Here is an 18,492-nt window from a genome sequence, read left to right as displayed (position 1 = left end):
CATGCTCCTCTCAGCCAAAATGACGTGTTGTATGCATAAAATAAAAACAACGTTTCATTTTGCTAATGTAGCGCGACCAGAGACACGGAACAGGGCGGGAGAGGAAAAGTGTGATCCCCGGCCAGAATGGCCGGGGCGGAAGGGTTAGTGCGCGCGGCCCTGTTCGATGCCAAGACCGGTTTGGGAGCGGATGAACTGCGCGCGGAACTGCTCACGCTCCAGATTGCCCTCCGGGCTGTTGTCGGTTGCCGAGAAGACCCAGATCCCGATAAACGCCACGGCGATGGAGAACAGCGCCGGATATTCATACGGGAAGACCGGCGCGGCGTGGCCAAGCACCTGCACCCAGACGGTCGGGCCGAGGATCATCAGCACCACTGCGGTGAGCAGGCCGAGCCAGCCGCCAATCATCGCGCCGCGCGTAGTGAGCTTCGACCAATACATCGAGAGTAAAATAATCGGGAAGTTACAGCTCGCCGCAATCGAGAACGCCAGGCCCACCATGAACGCGATGTTCTGCTTCTCAAACAGAATCCCGAGCAGGATAGCCACCACGCCGAGCACCAGCACGGTGATTTTGGAGACGCGCAGCTCATCGCGCTCGGTAGCGCCTTTGCGAAACACGTTGGCGTAGAGATCGTGCGACACCGCCGACGCGCCCGCGAGCGTCAGGCCCGCCACAACCGCCAGAATCGTGGCGAAGGCGACCGCCGAGATAAAGCCCAGGAATAGGTTGCCGCCCACGGCATCGGCCAGATGTACCGCCGCCATGTTGTTGCCGCCAATCAGCGCGCCGGTGGCGTCTTTAAACGCCGGGTTCGCGCCCACCAGCATGATGGCGCCGAAGCCGATGATAAAGGTCAGGATGTAGAAATAACCCATAAACCCGGTGGCGTAGAACACGCTTTTACGCGCCTCACGGGCGTCGCTAACGGTGAAGAAGCGCATCAGAATATGCGGCAGACCAGCGGTGCCGAACATCAGGCCGAGGCCGAGCGACAGCGCGGAAACCGGATCTTTCACCAGACCGCCGGGGCTCATGATGGCGCTGCCTTTCGGGTGAACCGCCATCGCTTCCGTAAACAGGTTGTTGAAGCTAAAGCCCACATGCTTCATCACCATAAACGCCATAAAGCTTGCGCCGAACAGCAGCAGTACGGCTTTGATGATCTGCACCCAGGTGGTGGCCAGCATGCCGCCGAACAGCACATACATCACCATCAGCACGCCCACCAGCACCACGGCGATGTGGTAGTTCAGGCCAAACAGCAGCTCAATAAGCTTGCCTGCGCCAACCATCTGCGCGATGAGATAGAGTGCGACCACCACCAGCGAACCGCAGGCGGAGAGCAGACGGATAGGGCGCTGCTTCAGGCGGTAGGAGGCGACGTCCGCAAAGGTGTAACGCCCGAGGTTACGCAACCGCTCGGCAATTAAAAACAGAATAATCGGCCAGCCCACCAGGAAGCCCAGCGAGTAGATAAGCCCGTCGTAGCCGGAGGTATAAACCAGCGCGGAGATGCCGAGGAACGACGCGGCAGACATAAAATCGCCCGCGATGGCAAGCCCGTTCTGAAAACCGGTAATGTTGCCGCCTGCGGTGTAGTAATCGCTGCGCGAACGGGTGCGTTTGGAGGCCCAGTACGTGATGCCAAGCGTCAGCGCCACGAAGATCAGGAACATGATGATGGCCTGCCAGTTGGTCGGCTGGCGCTGCACATCACCGGTCAGCGCATCGGCGAGGGCGGCGGGCGAAAGCAGCGTCAGCAGCGGGAAAAGCACCTTTTTCATGATGACTGCACCTCTTTCAGCACGGCGTTATTCAGCCGATCAAATTCACTGTTGGCGCGCCAGACGTACACGCCGGTGAGAATAAACGAAATCAGGATCACGCCGATGCCGATAGGTATACCGCGCGTCACGCTGCTGCCGGGCGAGAGCGGCGTGCCGAGCCAGCCCGGCGCAAACGCAATAAGCAGGATAAAACCGACGTAAATAATCAGCATGATGAGGGAAAGGGTGAAGGCAAACCGTTGCCGCTTATGCACTAACTCCCTGTAAGGCGCACTGCTCTCTATCTGCTGACAAATATCGTTATTCATCATCGCAGTCTCCAGAAGTAAGGTAGGGGTTGTTATTATTCCCTCTCCCTTTGGGGGAGAGGGTTAGGTCGAAAGGTCAGTATGCAGGCGTGGTTATGATGGCATCGCGATGGACTGCTTCTCTTCGAGCAGTTTTTCCACCACACCCGGATCGGCGAGCGTTGAGGTATCGCCAAGGTTGCTGGTATCGCCCGCCGCGATTTTGCGCAAAATACGGCGCATGATTTTGCCGGAGCGGGTTTTCGGCAGCGAATCGGTCCAGTGCAGCACGTCCGGCGTCGCCAGCGGGCCAATCTCTTTACGCACCCAGTTACGCACTTCGCTGTACAGCTCGGCTGACGGCTCTTCGCCGTGGTTCAGCGTCACGTAAGCGTAGATAGCCTGGCCTTTGATGCTGTGCGGAATGCCCACCACCGCGGCTTCGGCGATTTTCGGGTGCGAGACCAGCGCAGATTCAATCTCGGCAGTGCCAAGACGGTGCCCGGAGACGTTGAGTACATCGTCCACGCGCCCGGTTATCCAGTAGTAACCGTCTTCGTCACGGCGCGCGCCATCGCCGCTGAAGTACATGTTTTTAAACGTTGAGAAATAGGTCTGCTCGAAACGTTCGTGATCGCCAAACAGCGTACGCGCCTGGCCCGGCCAGGAGTCGGTAATGACCAGATTGCCTTCCGTCGCACCCTGTTGCGGATTGCCTTCGTTATCCACCAGCGCTGGCTGCACGCCGAAGAACGGACGCGTGGCGGAACCGGCTTTTAGCTCGGTCGCGCCTGGCAGCGGCGTAATCATGAAGCCGCCGGTTTCGGTCTGCCACCAGGTGTCGATTACCGGGCATTTTTCATTACCGATTTTCTTCCAGTACCACTCCCACGCTTCCGGGTTGATAGGCTCACCGACCGACCCGAGAATGCGCAGTGAGGAACGGTCAGTCCCGTCGATAGCCTTATCGCCTTCCGCCATCAGCGCGCGAATGGCTGTCGGCGCGGTATAGAGAATATTCACTTTGTGTTTATCCACCACCTGCGCCATACGGTTAGCGGAAGGCCAGTTCGGGACGCCTTCAAACATCAGCGTGGTCGCGCCGCAGGCGAGCGGCCCGTAGAGCAGATAGCTGTGGCCCGTCACCCAGCCCACATCGGCGGTGCACCAGTAGATATCGCCAGGATGGTAGTCAAAGGCGTAGAGGAATGTGGTGGCCGCATAAACCAGATAGCCGCCCGTGGTATGCAGCACGCCTTTCGGTTTACCGGTCGAGCCGGAGGTGTAGAGAATAAACAGCGGATCTTCGGCGTTCATCTCGACGGGCTGATGGTGCGCGCTGGCTTTCTTCACCAGCTCGCTCCACCAGAGATCGCGTCCTTCATGCCATTCGATGTTTCCGCCGGTGCGCTTAAACACCACCACATGCTCCACGCTGGTGACGCCGGGGTTTTTCAGCGCGTCATCGACGTTTTTCTTCAGCGGAATCGCACGACCAGCGCGCACGCCTTCATCCGCGGTGATAACGAGACGCGCGCTGGAGTCGATAATGCGTCCGGCGACGGCTTCCGGCGAAAATCCGCCGAAAATGACCGAGTGCACCGCGCCAATGCGGGCGCAGGCGAGCATCGCAACGGCGGCTTCCGGCACCATTGGCATATAGATAGCGACCACGTCGCCTTTCTTAATGCCAAGAGAGGTCAGTGTGTTTGCAAAACGGCAGACGTCGCGGTGGAGTTCGCGGTAGCTGATGTGTTTGCTCTGGGTCGCGTCATCGCCTTCCCAGATAATGGCGGTCTGATCGCCGCGCTCGCTCAGGTGCCGGTCAAGACAGTTTGCTGCCAGATTTAGTGTGCCGTCTTCATACCATTTAATCGAGACATTGCCAGGCGCGAAAGAGGTGTTTTTCACCGTCTGGTAAGGCGTGATCCAGTCGAGGATTTTGCCTTGTTCGCCCCAGAAGGCGTCAGGGTCATGCACGGATTGCTGATATTTCGCATCATATTGTTCCGGCGTAATCAGGCAACGTTCCGCAATAGCTGCGGGAATAGGGTGTTTATGGATTTGGCTCATGGCTTTTTTCTCCTTTTAGATGTTAATGATATGTCACGCAAAAGTTAAGAACAGGCTTGCGAATAGCTTTGTTTACTTTTTGGGCGGCAGATCACGCATTGCCGAAACTGCATGAAAATTCATCAAACGAATCTTTCAAGGAAAATAATTGCTGTTAAGTATTATTTACTGACTCGATTTTATAATGTCTTAAATAACATTAACTTATAGATGATTAGCGCGATAAATTAGGGTTATTAAGGCAATTTTCAGTGAATATGCCTGTTCTTTAAGGGTTGCGCAGGACGCCGTGCAAGTGGTACTGATTAAACGCGTTAAAAAACCCCACAATATCACCCAACGTTTGTCATACCCCTTTCAGCTTGCGTCGTTCTCATTCGAGCACGCGTGGGAATGGCGCTGTAATTTAGGAAGTAAAGTCGTTATGAAAAACAGTAAAATCAGCCTGGCCTGGCAGATCCTGCTGGCCCTGGTGCTGGGTATTCTTCTGGGCAGTTTTCTCCATTATCAGACGGATAGCCGCGAATGGCTGGTGACCAATCTCCTCTCGCCCGCTGGCGACATTTTTATTCATCTGATTAAAATGATCGTGGTGCCGATTGTTATCTCCACGCTGGTGGTGGGCATCGCCGGTGTCGGCGACGCCAAACAGCTCGGGCGCATCGGCGCGAAAACCATCCTCTATTTTGAAGTGATCACAACCGTCGCAATTGTCATTGGCATTACGCTTGCGAACGTGTTCCAGCCAGGCAGCGGCATTGATATGTCGCAACTGGCTGCCGTGGATATTTCAAAATATCAGCACACGACCGAAGAGGTGCAGAGCCATGCACACGGTCTGATGGGCACGATCCTCTCACTGGTGCCGACCAACATTTTCGCCTCGATGGCGAAAGGCGAGATGCTGCCGATTATCTTCTTCTCGGTGCTGTTCGGGTTGGGGCTGTCTTCACTGCCCGCCGCGCACCGTGAGCCGCTGGTGACCGTCTTCCGCTCTGTCTCCGAAACCATGTTTAAAGTCACCCATATGGTGATGCGCTATGCACCGGTGGGGGTGTTTGCGCTGATCTCCGTGACGGTGGCGAACTTTGGTTTCGCCTCGCTATGGCCGCTCGCGAAACTGGTGATTCTGGTTTATGTGGCGATTCTGTTCTTCGCGCTAATCGTGCTGGGCGCGGTGGCGCGGATGTGTGGGCTGCGCGTCTGGACACTGATCCGCATTCTTAAAGATGAGCTGATTCTGGCGTACTCCACGGCCAGCTCGGAAAGCGTGCTGCCGCGGATTATCGAGAAAATGGAAGCCTACGGGGCGCCTGCGTCTATCACAAGTTTCGTGGTGCCGACCGGTTACTCCTTTAACCTTGACGGCTCCACGCTCTACCAGAGCATCGCGGCGATTTTTATCGCCCAGCTTTATGGTATTGAACTGTCGCTGGGTCAGGAGATTATCCTGGTGCTGACGCTGATGGTGACCTCGAAAGGGATTGCGGGCGTGCCTGGCGTGTCGTTCGTCGTCCTGCTGGCGACACTTGGCAGTGTCGGCATTCCACTGGAAGGACTGGCGTTTATCGCGGGCGTGGACCGTATCCTCGACATGGCGCGCACCGCGCTGAACGTGGTCGGCAACGCGCTGGCGGTTCTGGTGATTGCCAAGTGGGAACACAAGTTTGACCGCAAAAAAGCGCAGGCTTACGAGCGGGAAATGCTGGGCCGCTTTGACAGCACCGCCAATAATTAATTTTCTGCGCATCTGTAGGTGTACAAACCCCGCTTCTGGCGGGGTTTTTTATGGCGACGGTGTAAGCCATGTGCCGGAAGCGGTAAAAAACGGGTGCGTTAAGCACTCAACGCCAGCAAGTCGGGCGGAGCGAACCCCGCCCGGAGAGTGTTACCGGTCAGAGCAGGAAAGCCGTGCCGCCACCTCCTTATTTCCTTGCTTTATGGTTAACTCACACAACGTGCCGTGGTTAATTAAAGCGAAAATTAATATCGTGACGCAAAATACAACAAAACATGCGAAAAGATATTTCAGTGGCTTCATGCCTTTTACTCCTTGCCTTTCGGCGAGTAAGCGGCTAATCTCAACTTGTGTGGAGTTGAGGGATAGCCTCGGGTTAATAGGAATATTGCCCGGGGCTTTCTTCTTTCTGTCCCTCGCGTCGGCTTAAGACAGAAAGTCTTAAGCACCCGGCGCTTATCATAATGATCTCTTATTAAAATGAGAATAAAAATCCCAATGTAATTTTCGTTGGGTTTGTTGCATTGGGTTGGCTTATAAATTAAATAGTGTCGTTTGGTAATATGAATATTTAAAGCGTAAGGGGAAATAAATACCCGAAAGGGTAGAAGGATTGGGTGCGTTAAGACCTCCGCTCCTGGCAAGCCGGGCGAGGAAACCCCGCCCGGGAGAGCCTTACTTGCCGGTACAGGCAAGCTTAGCCGCCACCTCCTGACTGCCGCTTCTGATGGTGAGCTCGCATAACGTACCCTGATTCATTAATGCAAAAATCAAAATAGTGATGCAGACCATGAATAAACAGGCCAGTAAATAACGCAGTGGCTTCATGCCTTTTACTCCTTGCATTCTGAAGAGTAAGAGGCTAATCTCAACTTGCTGGAGTTGAGGGATAGCCTCGGGTTAATAGAAATATTGCCCGGGGCTTTCTTCTTTCTGTCCCTCACGTTTGCTTAAGACAGAAAGCCTTAAGCACCCGCGCTTATAATAATCCTTTCGCTAAAAAATTAAATAAAAAGCCTGATGTAATTCATTTGTGGTTTTTACATTAATTATGGAACCTTTCTCGCAAATTTCCGCGTTTAAATAACGAAAGCTGTAACAGGTAAATATAACGCCATCCATTAATATGGGATTGAATGTCTCTTTTTTCTTTCTGCGCGCGCAGCAACGCCCGGGTTGTGTATCCTGATAATGAGAGAAAGCGTGACGGGCGCTGATCACGCCCGAAAACTATCGGGAATGATAGTATACCCGGCCGCCGTACACCCTTATCATCTCTCCCTTATGCCTGCGCGATAGTGAGCACGTACACGCGCCATTCGGGCAGGCTACCGACAACCACAGCCGGAATATAAAGAGAGTCACAGTGGATAACCTCATTAGCGCGCCATTAACAGGACAACACGAAACGCCGGTGAACCTGCCGGGGTTAATGCAGGTGCTCAGTAAACACCTTTACTCCACGCCGATGGTCGCCATCCGTGAGCTGGTGCAGAACGCGCACGACGCGATTGTCAGACGTCGACTGGAAGAGGGGGCGGCGGGCCAGCTTGCGGAGATCCGCGTCACGGGCGATACCCAAACCCGTACCATCGTCATTCACGATACCGGCTCTGGCCTCACTGAGCAGGAGATCCACGATTTCCTCGCGACCGTCGGCGTCGGCTACACCCGCCATCTGCGCCAGCAGGATGATGAAACCGGGCTTATCGGCATGTTTGGCCTGGGCTTTCTTTCCGCTTTTGTGCTGGCGGAGCGGGTAACGGTACACACCACCTCCTGGAAAACGCCGGAGGAAGGCTGGCTTTACGCCTCCGCCAGCGGCGAAACCTACAGCGTCACGCCGGCAAGCCCGCGCGAGCCAGGGACGACCGTCACGCTGCATCTCAAAGACGAGTTTTTATATCTCGCCAACAACAAGTTGCTGAGCGATGTGCTGGGTCGCTACTGCATATTAATGAAAGAGCCGCTGTTTGTCGGTGAAGAGCAGACGGCGGTAAATCACCTGACGCCGCCCTGGCGTGTAACGTCGCAGGATGGCGTGGCGCTGCATCCGGCGCTGCGTCAGAAGCAAAATATTGAATTCGCCAGCCGCTTCGAGCGCGCGTTTACGCCGCTTTGTACCTTGCTGGTTGAGCCCTCTGGCGACAGTGACGCGGTAGGTATGCTCTGGCTTCAGGATGGCGCGACGTATGGCACCAGCGATAACCGTAATCTGTCGCTGTTTTTGCGCGGTATGCTGCTCGACGATCAGGCGCGCGAGCTGCTTCCGCCGTGGGCCGGGTTTGTCGGCGGCGTTATCGAATCGAATCGTCTTACGCCGACGGCCAGCCGCGAAGATTTACAGCGCGATGTCACCTGGTATGCCACGCAGGCGGCGCTCACCGAGGCGCTGATTAACGGTCTGGCCGATCTCGCGAAGCAGCAGCCTGCCGTCTGGCGTCGTGTGCTGGTGCGCCATAACGAAGCGTTGCTCGGCGCGGCTATCTGCGACGATCGCCTCTTCGATCTGCTGAAAGATGAACTGCTGATCCCGACCTCTCAGGGCGATCTGCCGGTTAAAGCGTTGCGCCAGAACAACACGCTGAACGTAATGCTCAGCGAAGAGGGCGGTTTTGAAGAGATGCTGTTCCGGCTTTCGGGCCGTCCTGTCGCGCTGGGCTATCGCTACGCGGTGGTGCCGTTCCTGCGACGCTGGGCGACGCTCTACGGCGCGCGGCTGGTGGAAGTGGGGACGTCAGCGGGTAACGAACAACTCTTTGCGCTGCATGACGTCAGCGCCGAAGAAGAGGCCTGGTGGAGCGAACAGCTGCGCGACGACGAAGAGTGCGTAATGTCCTCTTTCGAGCCTGCGACGCTGCCGCTGGTGATGGTGGTCAACCGTGACGCCGAGCTTAAAGCGCGTCTTGAGCAGGACGACGCCGATCGCCGCATGAGCACCGCCGCGTTGATGCTCGCCCGCCAGTTTGCCAGCAAAATCGAACAGCAGGCGCCGGTGCGCCTCTACATCAACTTTAACAATCCTGCGGTAAAAGCCTTATCACAGGCCTGGCGTGCCGGGCAGCCCATCGCGCCCGCCGCCATGCAATTACTGAAAAGCCTCAAAATTATTCTTGCTCTGGCCACGGGGGATTCCCGTGAGTACGACTTTCGCCAGGCGCTGGACACATTCAGTTGCATCACGGCGCAACTTATTACACCGACAACAGAAGGAAGCAACTAATGGATATCTGGGCATGGTATGAGCAATATGAACGTGACCTGGCAGAAGCCGGTAAACCCTGGATAACGCAGCATGTTAATAAGCTTATCGAGTCTGTTGTTGAAGTGCAGACCGGTAAAACCGAAGCGCTGCTGCCGGAAGCGCGCGCGCTGAAAAAGACCGCGGGCAATCCGTGGATTGACGTGATGGTTGGCCACTGGGAGATGCGTCACCGCATCGGCAATCTTGGCGAAGGCGAAAAAGCGCTGGGTGATGTCGTGGCGCTGTTTGAGCGCGCTCACCAGGCCGATGCCGCAGAGTGCCCGCAGTCGATTTGCGTGACCCAGGATCTCAGCGCCTGCTACAGCAATGTGGACGGCCCAGGCTGGGCGGACGAGCGTATCGCCGTTTGCCAGGAGACGCTTTCGAAAATCACCCCGCTGCGCAGCTGCTTCCTGTGCCTTTCTGAAGAACAGTTCTTCGCGATGGTCGATAAAGGCCAGGTTGAAGAGGCGCTGGCCTTTGTGCAGCAGCAGATGGAGAAGCGCCGCGCGGCAGGCGAAGAGGACGTCAATGGCCTCAAAGAGAACGAAGCGCAGGCGCTGATGCTGCTTGGCCGTTATGACGAGGCGCTGGCGATTATCGATAAGCTTCATGAAGACGAGCTGGAAAACAGCAGCGAGCAGGTCCGCCAGGTCATGATGATGATGAAGGCGGAAGTGCTGGCGCTGATGGGGCGTGAAGAAGACGCTCGCGAATGGCTGCTGCCGTGGGATCGTCTCACCGCCTATAACCGTATGCGCTGGGTGCGCGTGGTGGAGCAACTGGTGCGCCTCAACCCGGCTTACAACAACTGGCAGACCGGCAGCGCGCTGCAGCTGATTCTGGAACAGCGTGTAGAAGCGCAGGCGTGGCGCGAAGCGGTGATGGTCGCGAAAAGCCATATTCGCCTCGCGCTGGCGCGTGGTGCTACCTGGGTCGCCCGTCGTGCCCTGATGCAGGCGAAACAGTGCGCAGCAAAACTGCGTAACCCGCACGATGAAGACGCCGCGCTGGCGGAATTCGCAAGCCAGTTAGCGGGCATGGAAACGCAGGTTGAGCTGCCGGTGCCTGCCGAATCGCTGATGGCATGGCTGGAAGAGCGCGGCCAGCAGGAAAGCGTGACGCGCGATCCGGAACAAGAGGCCCAGTGGCTGCTGCTCGCTTCCGCGCAGCGCCCTGACGATGAAGAACTGCTGATGCTGGCAGGTGCCGCGCTGGAAGCGTGCCAGGCGCAGGGCGAAGCGACGGATCTCCTGCTTGGCTGGCAGAAACGCCACCCGCAGGAAGAGGCCGCGCCGCTGTTCCATCTGCTCTCTGCGCTCCTGAACGCGCGCCGTTACGACGACATCTTAGCGCTCGCCGAAAGCTATCGCGACGCGCTGCCGCACGTGGCGCTGTGGTTTGAAGCTCAGGTGGCGCAGGCGCAGGAAGACTGGGAAAAACTGGAGTCCGTAAGCCAGGCGCTGCGCGCCACGCCGCAGGGGCAGCAAAAGATCGCGCCGCTGATGCTGGCGGGCCAGGCGGCAATGCGCCAGAAAGCCTATGACCGCGCCACGGCGTACCTGAAAGACGCGGTGGCGATGCTGGACGCGCGCGAAGAAGACGCCAGCAATGTCCTGTGGGATCTGCTGACCGCCGCCAGCGCCAGCGAAGACTGGTTGACCGTGCGCGAAGCCGGCGCGCGGCTTGGCATGAAGTTCAGCACCGATGAAGGCCCGGTTGAAGAGCGGTGGGGCACCGTTCGTCTGCGTTTCTTTGAAAACCACGACGAACATTATTACTTCGCTCAGCGTACCGGCCCGGTGACGGCGCGCGTGTTCCAGCCGTCCTGGCGTAAAGCCTTACAGCATATGAACGAGTCGGTGGTCTTTGACGCCAATCTGCTGAACACCCCGCCGGAAGATGAAAAAGAGCGCGAGAACTTCATCCCCGTGCATAACGTGGTGAAAACGCTTGAGCCGAGCGAATATGCGCCGAGCTGGTTTATCGACGGCGTCGATCCGGGCGAGGAGACCTTCAACGCGTTTGTGAATGGCGTGCGCCAGCGTGGCGGTGCCATCTGGGTGCATTGTGAATCCGATTATCAGGTGACGGACAGCGAAAGCGGCGAAACGCTGCCTGGCATCTATTTCATGCTGGCGATGCCGCAGTCGGTCTCGCCGCTGGAAGTGGACGCGATGCTGCGTGAATTCACCCAGGGCTGGAAACACCCGATCCACTGGCTGGATGTTGCCATGACGGGCGGTCTTGATGAAACGCGTCACCGTCAGGTGATGGCGCGCTATCAGCTCTAGTTTTGCATCACGGGCGGCGTTCATCGCCGCCCGATTTGAGAATCCTCCGCTGTCTGCCTCTCTTCGCCCTCATTACTTTAAGACCAGTCAAACACAGGGCTGGCATTATGAAATCATCTCTTCGCGCTTTGCTTTTCGCCACACTTTCTCTTTCCAGCAGCCACGCGCTGGCAGATGGCCTGGATTCTGTCTTTAACGACACCATTAACTCGGTAACAGAAGCGATCAACGAGGCTTACCATCCGGATAGCAGCGAGGCGTCGGACGATCGTTCCTATGACGATGAAAGCCGCACGCGCTACGACGAGCGGCGCAGACGTCTGGAAGAGCGCCACCGGCAGCTTGATGAGCGCCAGCGTCGTCTGGATGAAGAACGCCGTCGCCTGGAGGAAGAAGAGCAACGGCTGGAGGACGACGATTATCGCTAACGGCCGCTGTCGGCGATCTCGACATGCGTAGTGCGAGGGATAGCCAGCAGACGATCGCCGCAGGTCAGCAACAGATCAATGCCAAGCGATCCGGCATGCAGGCGATCTGCCAGTTGCGCAATCAGACACTCCGGCAGCTGTGGCGCTATCATGCGTTCCTCCGCAATACCGGTGCCTGTCAGGCGCAGCATACGCCCGCCGCTCAGACTGTTGACCTGTAACACCAGCGTGGCGCTGTGCTCTGGCGCGATCACGCTGCCGTGCGCCAGTCTGTCGGGAAGTAACGGATTCAGGTGTTCATCGGCAATGGCGAAAACTGCCTCGTCCGGCGTATCAGCAATCCGCGTGCCGGTGTGAAAGCGCAGATTAGAGCGCACGATATCATTTGCCAGCGAAGGCGACAGCCAGACGGGCGTATCGTTGTCGACAAGCGTAAGCAGCACGCTGGTGGTCGCCACGCCAAGCGGCTGCCAGCCATGGCGGAGCAACTGCAGTGAGACAATCACGCCGGGCTCGCTCATGGCTTTTAGCAGGCGACGAAAGCATTGCTGTGCATCATGCACGGGTGAATCAAAAGCGGTGTTTAACGTCATCAGAATCTCCATACTGCTGCGCAACGCGGCGGTACGTCCTGGACGCCGCCACAAGCAGGTTGCGGCACATCCTGACGGTCTAATATGACCTTGCTGTTAAACAAACATGACAGCCAGATGAAATGTGGCGCAATAAAAGGAGGAGATGAGCGGCCAGGCTTTAACGGAATCATCGATGAAAGAGGTTAATATTGGGCTTAAGTCAGGTAAGAAAGGAGGTGATATTTTTACGATAATAATCTTTTTAGCCTGATAAAGATTATTATTACAGCGCGATTTTTTGTGTTTTTGATTTTGACTTATTATTTCTTTAATTATATTTATTGCCGGCGAGTTATATTTTATTTTGCGCTGATTAATAATATTCCTAAAAGAAACTGGCGAAAAGTTAAGCAGTGCTTAATTCAAGTGTAGTTATTATTTATTTTATTGATTTTTAAGGGTATTTATCTGGATTAACGCTCTGAATTCTATTTTACGCTGCTTTTCGTTTTTGTTTTAATCTTTTTTTAAAAGAAGCACGAAAATAAGCGTGAAATCCCGTTAACGAAGCGTCATACCGGCAGTGTCGCCCATAAAAAACACAGGGGTAAATCGATCGAGCACGCTATTTTATTCTGAGCAGAGCTCCGTCCAGTTAGCGGGCAGCCGGACGGCCTGACGCTGGCAGCGCAGGCTGCCAGCCCAGGAAAAATGCGCCTTGTGGCTCCGTCAGCTTTTTTTGACGAACTCCGACTTGAGCTTCATCGGGCCAAAGCCGTCGATTTTGCAATCAATGTTGTGATCGCCTTCCACCAGACGGATGTTTTTCACTTTTGTGCCAATCTTCAGCATCGATGAGCTGCCTTTGACCTTGAGATCCTTAGCAATTGTGACGCTGTCGCCATCGGCCAGCAGGTTGCCGTTGGCGTCTTTAACGACCAGGGCGTCGCTTTCAACACCGGTTTCGCCTTCGCGCCATTCGTGGGCGCACTCCGGGCAGACGTAAAGATTATTATCCAGATAAGTATATTCTGAGCCGCATTGCGGGCAGGCTGGCAGTGACATGGTGTCTCCTTAGAATGAACCAACAGGGCAGCAAAACAGGGCTGCAAAAGAAGCGGTCGCTTACGCGGCGCGCATGAAAGGCGGGATTATACCCTAAACCCTTACGTTTTACGGGCTTGTCTGTGGCGCAAACGCGCAGGCACCCGAAGCCGATAAACTTTTTTACTGCCAGGGATAAAACATATATCGTGATTTATTGCCAGGCGGTGTTATTCTGGAGTGGTTAATGTTGATCTGAATTATTAAAACCATCCCCTGAAGTCGGAACATTTTTGTCAAATGACCGATGTGAGGATATATTCTTTCGCTCTGAAAAATCGATCGGCCCACTGGTCTTACAGCGTGATTATTTGGTTTTTGACGAACAGGAAGGTTTGAAACGTTTCTCGTCGTCTCATACATATTTTACCACAACGATGGTATGGCATTTTTACGCCACTTTTCGTCATGTAGCCTCATGACGCGCAGGATATTTTCCACACGTAATTATAAAAGCCGCATTGAGCTAATAAAAAGATAAGGCAAAAGGTCATTTAATTTGTGTTAAGGAAAGATTTTTCATGCACACACAGACTGTATTTGAAATGAATCAGGAAGCGGAGCGGCTTCTTCAGTTGGCTCTGTATAATCTCAGCGCCCTGAAACAAATGCCGCTGGCGGTGCAGGATGACTGTGGGAACGTTGCCAGCCGCCAGACCGCCGCCGTGCATCCGCTTCATTTTTCCTTACGCGGCCTTGATGCGCAGCAAGAGATGCTGCAGGCCGAATTGCGAAAAACCACCCAGCAGGAGATGGTCGTGGCGATTGTCGGCACGATGAAAGCGGGGAAATCGACCACGATCAACGCCATCGTTGGCAAAGAAGTTCTGCCAAACCGCAACCGCCCGATGACGGCGCTGCCGACGCTGATTCGCCACACGCCGGGCCAGAAAGAGCCGGTACTGCATTTCACCCACGCCGGACCCATAGAAACGCTGATGCAGGCGCTGCGCGCGCGATTAGAGAACGCTTCGCGCGAAAGCCTGGCGCTGCGTCTTGAAATCGATCGCGATATGGACCTCCTGCTGGCGCGCATTCTTAACGGCACCTCGTTTGAAAAACATTATCTCGGCGCTCAGCCCATTTTTCACTGTCTGAAAAGTTTAAACGATCTGGTACGGCTCTCGGCCGTGCTTGACGTGCCGTTCCCGTTTCGCGCTTACGCGGCCATTGAACATATTCCGGTGATAGAAGTGGAGTTTACTCACCTCGCGGGTATGGAGAGAGGGCTTGGCCAGCTTACGCTACTGGACACGCCAGGGCCGAACGAAGCCGGACAGCCGCACCTGCAAAAGATGCTGCAGGAGCAGATTGCCCGCGCCTCCGCCGTGCTGGCGGTGATGGACTATACCCAGCTGAAATCGACCTCCGATGAAGAGGTGCGTCTGGCCCTCGCGGCGGTGGGCGAATCCGTGCCGCTCTACGCGCTGGTCAATAAGTTTGATCAACTGGATCGCAACAGCGACGACGAAGATCAGGTGCGCGCGCTGATCGCCGGCACGCTGATGAAAGGCGCTATCGATCCGACGCATATTTTTCCGGTTTCTTCCATGTGGGGCTATCTGGCTAATCGCGCGCGTCAGGAGCTTGACGAGCACGGCGCGCTGCCGCCGTATGACCAACAGCGCTGGGTGCAGGATTTCGCTGAAGCTGCGCTGGGTCGTCGCTGGCGAAACGCCGATTTCACCGACGCCGCGCATCTGCGCCACGCCGCCGATCTGCTGTGGGAGGATTCCCTTTTCGAAGCGCCTGTTCGGGCGATTCTGCACACCGCGCATGCCCACGCCTCGCTCTACGCGCTGCGCTCGGCCTGCGCAAAATTAACTCACTCTGCGCAATGCACCCGAGACTACCTGGACTTCCGCTGCCAGGGGCTCGATATCGCAAATGACCAACTGGTGGAGAGTATCTCTCAAATGAATAATGACATCGCACAGCTAAAACGTTGCCAGGCAGACGCCAGCAAAGCCATTCAGGAAGAGGTTGTTAAGGCGCTCGGGCGCGCGTCGGAAACTATTGCGGGTCATGAACAGAAAGTGCTGGCGGATATCGCCAGTTATTTTGATACCGGCAAAGTGCCCTCGCTGTCGCTCAGCAGCCCTGTGCGTCGCGCGGTGACCTGGGGAAGCGATTTTGACGCAGGCAGCGAGCAGCTGATTCTGGATCAGGAGAGCAACGCGCGGATGCTGCTGCATAAAATTCGTGCTTCCTGCGAGCTGATCCTGCTGTCGGTACAGGAAAATCTGACCCGGGAGCTGGCGGCCCATTTCAGCGAGCTGGAAACCGCACTGGGAGATATCCTGCGCGCGGCCCTGGCGCCGCTTGAGCAGCGCGTCACGGAAGGCCTGCGTCGCACCGGCTTTCGCGCGCACATTACGCTGCCGGTATTTCAGCGTAGCCAGCTTAATTTCAACGCGCATCAGCTGTTTAACGACATTATTGAAGAAGAGAGCGTGCCGGTCGCCAGTGCCCCGCGCAACGACGGCGTGCGCGGCACCGTGGCCCGCTGGCTTAACAGCAAAGATCTCGGCTGGGACGACTGTACGGCGATGCGCTCCCGCTATGTTATCAATCTGCTGCAACTGAAGCAGACGCTCAGCCGTTACGTCAGCCGCTTCTGCGCGCAGATCCGCCAGGCGATGAACGCGCAGGTGGATATCTCTGTTACGGCGGGCATGGCGACGTTTTTCGCCGAGTTCCAGATGGCGATGGCGGCGATTGAGGCGAACCTTCAGCAGAGTCTTGCGGCGCGCCAGCAGAGTGAATCGGCGCGCAACGCGCTGCGTGAGAAGCTGCAGCAGTGCGCCCGCACCGCGCGCGATATTAACGAAGACGCCCGTGCGCTGCGTGATGACATCCAGACGCTGTTTTCCGTGGAGCACTGAACGCCATGAACGGGTCACTGCTTGAAGGGCCGGGCCGACATTTACGCGCGCTGCGCGGGCGACTGATGGTGGATCTGGCGAAGGGCGAAGACGAAGAACGTTACGGTCGCTCGCATCCGCAGCATCAAAACATGCGAGAGCGGCTGCAAAAATCGCTGGCCGTCACGCGTGCGGAACCCATTGCGGCCACCCCGGAGGTAGCGGCGCTGCATCTGCTGGAGTCGCTCTCTCGCCAGAGCCCGCCGGGGCATCTGGCATTAAGCCTCACCGCGCAGGCGCTGGCGCGTCGCAGCCAGCGTCTTGCTGAGAAAGGCGTTTGCGCGCCCTTTGCACAGGCGCTTGAGGTGACAGCCGGGCAGTATCAGCACAGCGCCGCGCGGCTTGAGGCGCAACTGCGTCAGAGCGATTTACTGGCCGCGGCGCAGCGCCACGCCAGCGAGGTTATGGCGCGCTGGCAACGCGGTGAATTTAACGGCTGGTCGCCAGTCGGGCGCTGCTACGTGGCGCTTCAGGAGCTGCACTGGGGGGCGTTCGGCGATGCCTTGCGCTTAGGTGAACCCCAGTACAAAACCGCGTTGTTACCGCCGGTGTATGACGACACCGCCAGATTACTTGCGCACAGCGTTAACGCCTCGCCCGACACGCGGCATTTCTACCACCAGTGGTTGCATACGCCGCCACAGCCGGGCCTGCTTGAGCATAAAGATATCCTCTGCTGGCTGGGCGCGATGCATGACAGCGAGCGTCAGCCGGTCAGCTGGTCGGTGACGCAAACCTGGCAGAGCGTCTCGCTCGGGATGCCGCGGATCTGTTCCGCAAGGCGGCTGGTGAACGCGCTGGTGGAAGAGATTTTCCTGCTCTGAACGCCCAACCACACCCCGCCGATGCGGGGTGCTTTCTTCTTTACACGGACTTTACCGGTGCAGCGTGCTCGTACTGACGCTTTCAGCGTGTGCTACCGCTGGTGCCTGTTTCGCCACATGGCGGGCATAGAGCGCGGTAATGATGGGCACCAGAATCGCCGTCACGATAACGCTCGCGGCGACCAGGGCTGTGGCTTGCGCGGCCACCGGCTCAAACGCGGGGTTGATTTGCGCGATGATAACCGGGTTCGCGACCGCCGCCCCCGCCGCGGAAGAGGCCGCCACGCCAGCCGTACCGTTGCCGCCGCCCAGAAACTTATCTGCCATGATCAACGGAATACCGGTAATAATGATGACGGCGACACCCAACACAATCCCCAGCAGGCCCGTTTCCAGAATCACGCGCAAATTAATGGTATTGCCGAGCGCGAAGCCAAAGAACGGGATCAGCACCGGCGTGGCTTTGCTGAAGAACGCGCGCAGATCGTGGTCAAGATTGCCGAGCGCGAAGCCTATCAGAAACGGCAGCACCGCGCCGATGAAGTGATGCGGCTCGAAAGAGGCGAGACCGGCAGATCCCAGAATCACCATCGTCATTAACGGGCCCGATTCCAGCGACATCAGCACAAACGCGCCGGACTCTTCCTTTGTACCGTACTGGTTCATCAGGCTGGCATACAGCCCGCCGTTGGTCATGTCCATCGCGGAAACGATAGCCAGTACCGACAGCCCGGCGAAAAAGCCGGTCTGAATGCCGGTGTCGGGAATAAACGAGGCCGCAATCATCGCGACAAGCCAGGCCACAGCGATTTTGGTCAGTACCAGCGTGCCGGATTTACGCAGTACCGTGCCAGTCGCGCGTAAATCAATAGACGCGCCAATACAGAAAAACCAGACGGCGAGAACAGGTACCGTTCCGCTAATCATGCCTTTGGTAAACGAGCCGAAATAATTCCCGGTTTCCGGAGCCAGCGTATTTAAAATTGCGCCAAGTAACAGCGGGATAAGCATCATCCCTCCGGGGATGCGTTCCATCGTAGCTTTAATCTTCATCATAAACCTCAGCGGTTTTATTCAGCCCAGGCTGAATTAAGGTTATAAGTGCCCACCGATAAAAATGATTAATTTTCATCGGGTTACGTTGGTATTTTTTGTAGGACAGCCGTGGCGAGGCAGCGGCGGCTGGCATCTTCGGTATAAGAATTGA

14 protein-coding genes are annotated in these 18,492 nt (G+C 56.5%); 6 read left to right on the top strand and 8 right to left on the bottom strand.

Annotation, left to right across the window (positions count from 1 at the left end; all coding sequences use genetic code 11):
* Nucleotides 1-144: 144 nt before the first annotated feature.
* From actP to acs, 3 genes are all read right to left on the bottom strand, one after another.
* Nucleotides 145-1,794, bottom strand: coding sequence for a cation/acetate symporter ActP (gene actP / locus ACUW6V_RS10355; RefSeq protein WP_063265186.1), 1,650 nt, complete (start codon nt 1,792-1,794; stop codon nt 145-147).
* On the bottom strand, nt 1,788-2,102 hold the full coding sequence (locus tag ACUW6V_RS10350) for a DUF485 domain-containing protein (protein ID WP_038878758.1): 315 nt from the start codon (nt 2,100-2,102) through the stop codon (nt 1,788-1,790). Before ACUW6V_RS10350 ends, actP begins: the two co-directional genes overlap by 7 nt.
* Nucleotides 2,103-2,195: 93 nt before the next feature.
* Nucleotides 2,196-4,154 (bottom strand): acetate--CoA ligase, encoded by a 1,959-nt coding sequence (gene acs / locus ACUW6V_RS10345; RefSeq protein WP_012123641.1) that lies wholly within the window; start codon nt 4,152-4,154, stop codon nt 2,196-2,198.
* 424 nt (nt 4,155-4,578) lie between these two features.
* On the opposite strand from acs, the gene gltP reads away from it, so the two are divergent.
* On the top strand, nt 4,579-5,892 hold the full coding sequence (gltP, locus tag ACUW6V_RS10340) for a glutamate/aspartate:proton symporter GltP (protein ID WP_004386215.1): 1,314 nt from the start codon (nt 4,579-4,581) through the stop codon (nt 5,890-5,892).
* Nucleotides 5,893-6,042: 150 nt separating this feature from the next.
* On the opposite strand, the gene ACUW6V_RS10335 is transcribed toward gltP, so the two are convergent.
* Nucleotides 6,043-6,195 carry a Hok/Gef family protein gene (locus ACUW6V_RS10335; RefSeq protein ID WP_015742631.1) on the bottom strand — a complete coding sequence of 51 codons (153 nt, stop codon included), beginning with the start codon at nt 6,193-6,195 and terminating at the stop codon, nt 6,043-6,045.
* Between the two features lie 372 nt (nt 6,196-6,567).
* Nucleotides 6,568-6,720, bottom strand: coding sequence for a Hok/Gef family protein (locus ACUW6V_RS10330; protein WP_007887548.1), 153 nt, complete (start codon nt 6,718-6,720; stop codon nt 6,568-6,570).
* Nucleotides 6,721-7,258: 538 nt separating this feature from the next.
* Here ACUW6V_RS10330 and ACUW6V_RS10325 point away from each other — a divergent pair.
* The 3 genes from ACUW6V_RS10325 to yjdP all read left to right on the top strand — a co-directional run bounded on the left by ACUW6V_RS10325 (nt 7,259) and on the right by yjdP (nt 11,858).
* The gene (locus tag ACUW6V_RS10325) at nt 7,259-9,115 is read left to right on the top strand and encodes an ATP-binding protein (RefSeq protein ID WP_454038327.1); all 1,857 of its coding nucleotides are present in this window, start codon (nt 7,259-7,261) and stop codon (nt 9,113-9,115) included.
* On the top strand, nt 9,115-11,430 hold the full coding sequence (locus ACUW6V_RS10320) for a hypothetical protein (protein WP_454038326.1): 2,316 nt from the start codon (nt 9,115-9,117) through the stop codon (nt 11,428-11,430). Before ACUW6V_RS10325 ends, ACUW6V_RS10320 begins: the two co-directional genes overlap by 1 nt.
* A 107-nt stretch (nt 11,431-11,537) precedes the next feature.
* Entirely contained in the window at nt 11,538-11,858 is a 321-nt protein-coding gene (gene yjdP / locus ACUW6V_RS10315; protein ID WP_007871335.1) for a DDRRRQL repeat protein YjdP, read from the top strand.
* Here the strand turns inward: yjdP and phnH are convergent.
* Both phnH and ACUW6V_RS10305 read right to left on the bottom strand, forming a co-directional pair.
* Nucleotides 11,855-12,451, bottom strand: coding sequence for a phosphonate C-P lyase system protein PhnH (gene phnH, locus ACUW6V_RS10310; RefSeq protein WP_007871333.1), 597 nt, complete (start codon nt 12,449-12,451; stop codon nt 11,855-11,857). The two genes, yjdP and phnH, sit on opposite strands and share 4 nt — an antisense overlap.
* A gap of 711 nt (nt 12,452-13,162) precedes the next feature.
* Entirely contained in the window at nt 13,163-13,498 is a 336-nt protein-coding gene (locus ACUW6V_RS10305) for a zinc ribbon domain-containing protein YjdM (protein ID WP_004388249.1), read from the bottom strand.
* Between the two features lie 560 nt (nt 13,499-14,058).
* Between ACUW6V_RS10305 and crfC the strand changes: the two genes are divergently transcribed.
* The gene (gene crfC / locus ACUW6V_RS10300; protein WP_454038325.1) at nt 14,059-16,422 is read left to right on the top strand and encodes a clamp-binding protein CrfC; all 2,364 of its coding nucleotides are present in this window, start codon (nt 14,059-14,061) and stop codon (nt 16,420-16,422) included.
* A 5-nt stretch (nt 16,423-16,427) separates the two neighbouring features.
* Nucleotides 16,428-17,285 carry a diguanylate cyclase regulator RdcB family protein gene (locus ACUW6V_RS10295; RefSeq protein ID WP_076726274.1) on the top strand — a complete coding sequence of 286 codons (858 nt, stop codon included), beginning with the start codon at nt 16,428-16,430 and terminating at the stop codon, nt 17,283-17,285.
* 51 nt (nt 17,286-17,336) lie between these two features.
* Here ACUW6V_RS10295 and kdgT read toward each other — a convergent pair whose 3' ends face one another.
* The gene (gene kdgT, locus ACUW6V_RS10290; protein WP_041460360.1) at nt 17,337-18,338 is read right to left on the bottom strand and encodes a 2-keto-3-deoxygluconate transporter; all 1,002 of its coding nucleotides are present in this window, start codon (nt 18,336-18,338) and stop codon (nt 17,337-17,339) included.
* Nucleotides 18,339-18,492: the final 154 nt, after the last annotated feature.

The organism is Cronobacter sp. 153480017-3 (genome assembly GCF_053627815.1).
The sequence above is the reverse complement of the archived record's forward strand: the minus strand, read 5'-3'. Positions and strand labels throughout refer to the sequence as shown.

Excerpts from the sequence above, each read along its gene's own strand:
- ACUW6V_RS10350 (WP_038878758.1), bottom strand. The coding sequence starts at position 2,102 with ATGAATAACGATATTTGTCAGCAGATAGAGAGCAGTGCGCCTTACAGG.
- acs (WP_012123641.1), bottom strand. The coding sequence starts at position 4,154 with ATGAGCCAAATCCATAAACACCCTATTCCCGCAGCTATTGCGGAACGT.
- gltP (WP_004386215.1), top strand. The coding sequence starts at position 4,579 with ATGAAAAACAGTAAAATCAGCCTGGCCTGGCAGATCCTGCTGGCCCTG.
- ACUW6V_RS10335 (WP_015742631.1), bottom strand. The coding sequence starts at position 6,195 with ATGAAGCCACTGAAATATCTTTTCGCATGTTTTGTTGTATTTTGCGTC.
- ACUW6V_RS10330 (WP_007887548.1), bottom strand. The coding sequence starts at position 6,720 with ATGAAGCCACTGCGTTATTTACTGGCCTGTTTATTCATGGTCTGCATC.
- ACUW6V_RS10320 (WP_454038326.1), top strand. The coding sequence starts at position 9,115 with ATGGATATCTGGGCATGGTATGAGCAATATGAACGTGACCTGGCAGAA.
- yjdP (WP_007871335.1), top strand. The coding sequence starts at position 11,538 with ATGAAATCATCTCTTCGCGCTTTGCTTTTCGCCACACTTTCTCTTTCC.
- phnH (WP_007871333.1), bottom strand. The coding sequence starts at position 12,451 with ATGACGTTAAACACCGCTTTTGATTCACCCGTGCATGATGCACAGCAA.
- ACUW6V_RS10305 (WP_004388249.1), bottom strand. The coding sequence starts at position 13,498 with ATGTCACTGCCAGCCTGCCCGCAATGCGGCTCAGAATATACTTATCTG.
- crfC (WP_454038325.1), top strand. The coding sequence starts at position 14,059 with ATGCACACACAGACTGTATTTGAAATGAATCAGGAAGCGGAGCGGCTT.
- ACUW6V_RS10295 (WP_076726274.1), top strand. The coding sequence starts at position 16,428 with ATGAACGGGTCACTGCTTGAAGGGCCGGGCCGACATTTACGCGCGCTG.
- kdgT (WP_041460360.1), bottom strand. The coding sequence starts at position 18,338 with ATGAAGATTAAAGCTACGATGGAACGCATCCCCGGAGGGATGATGCTT.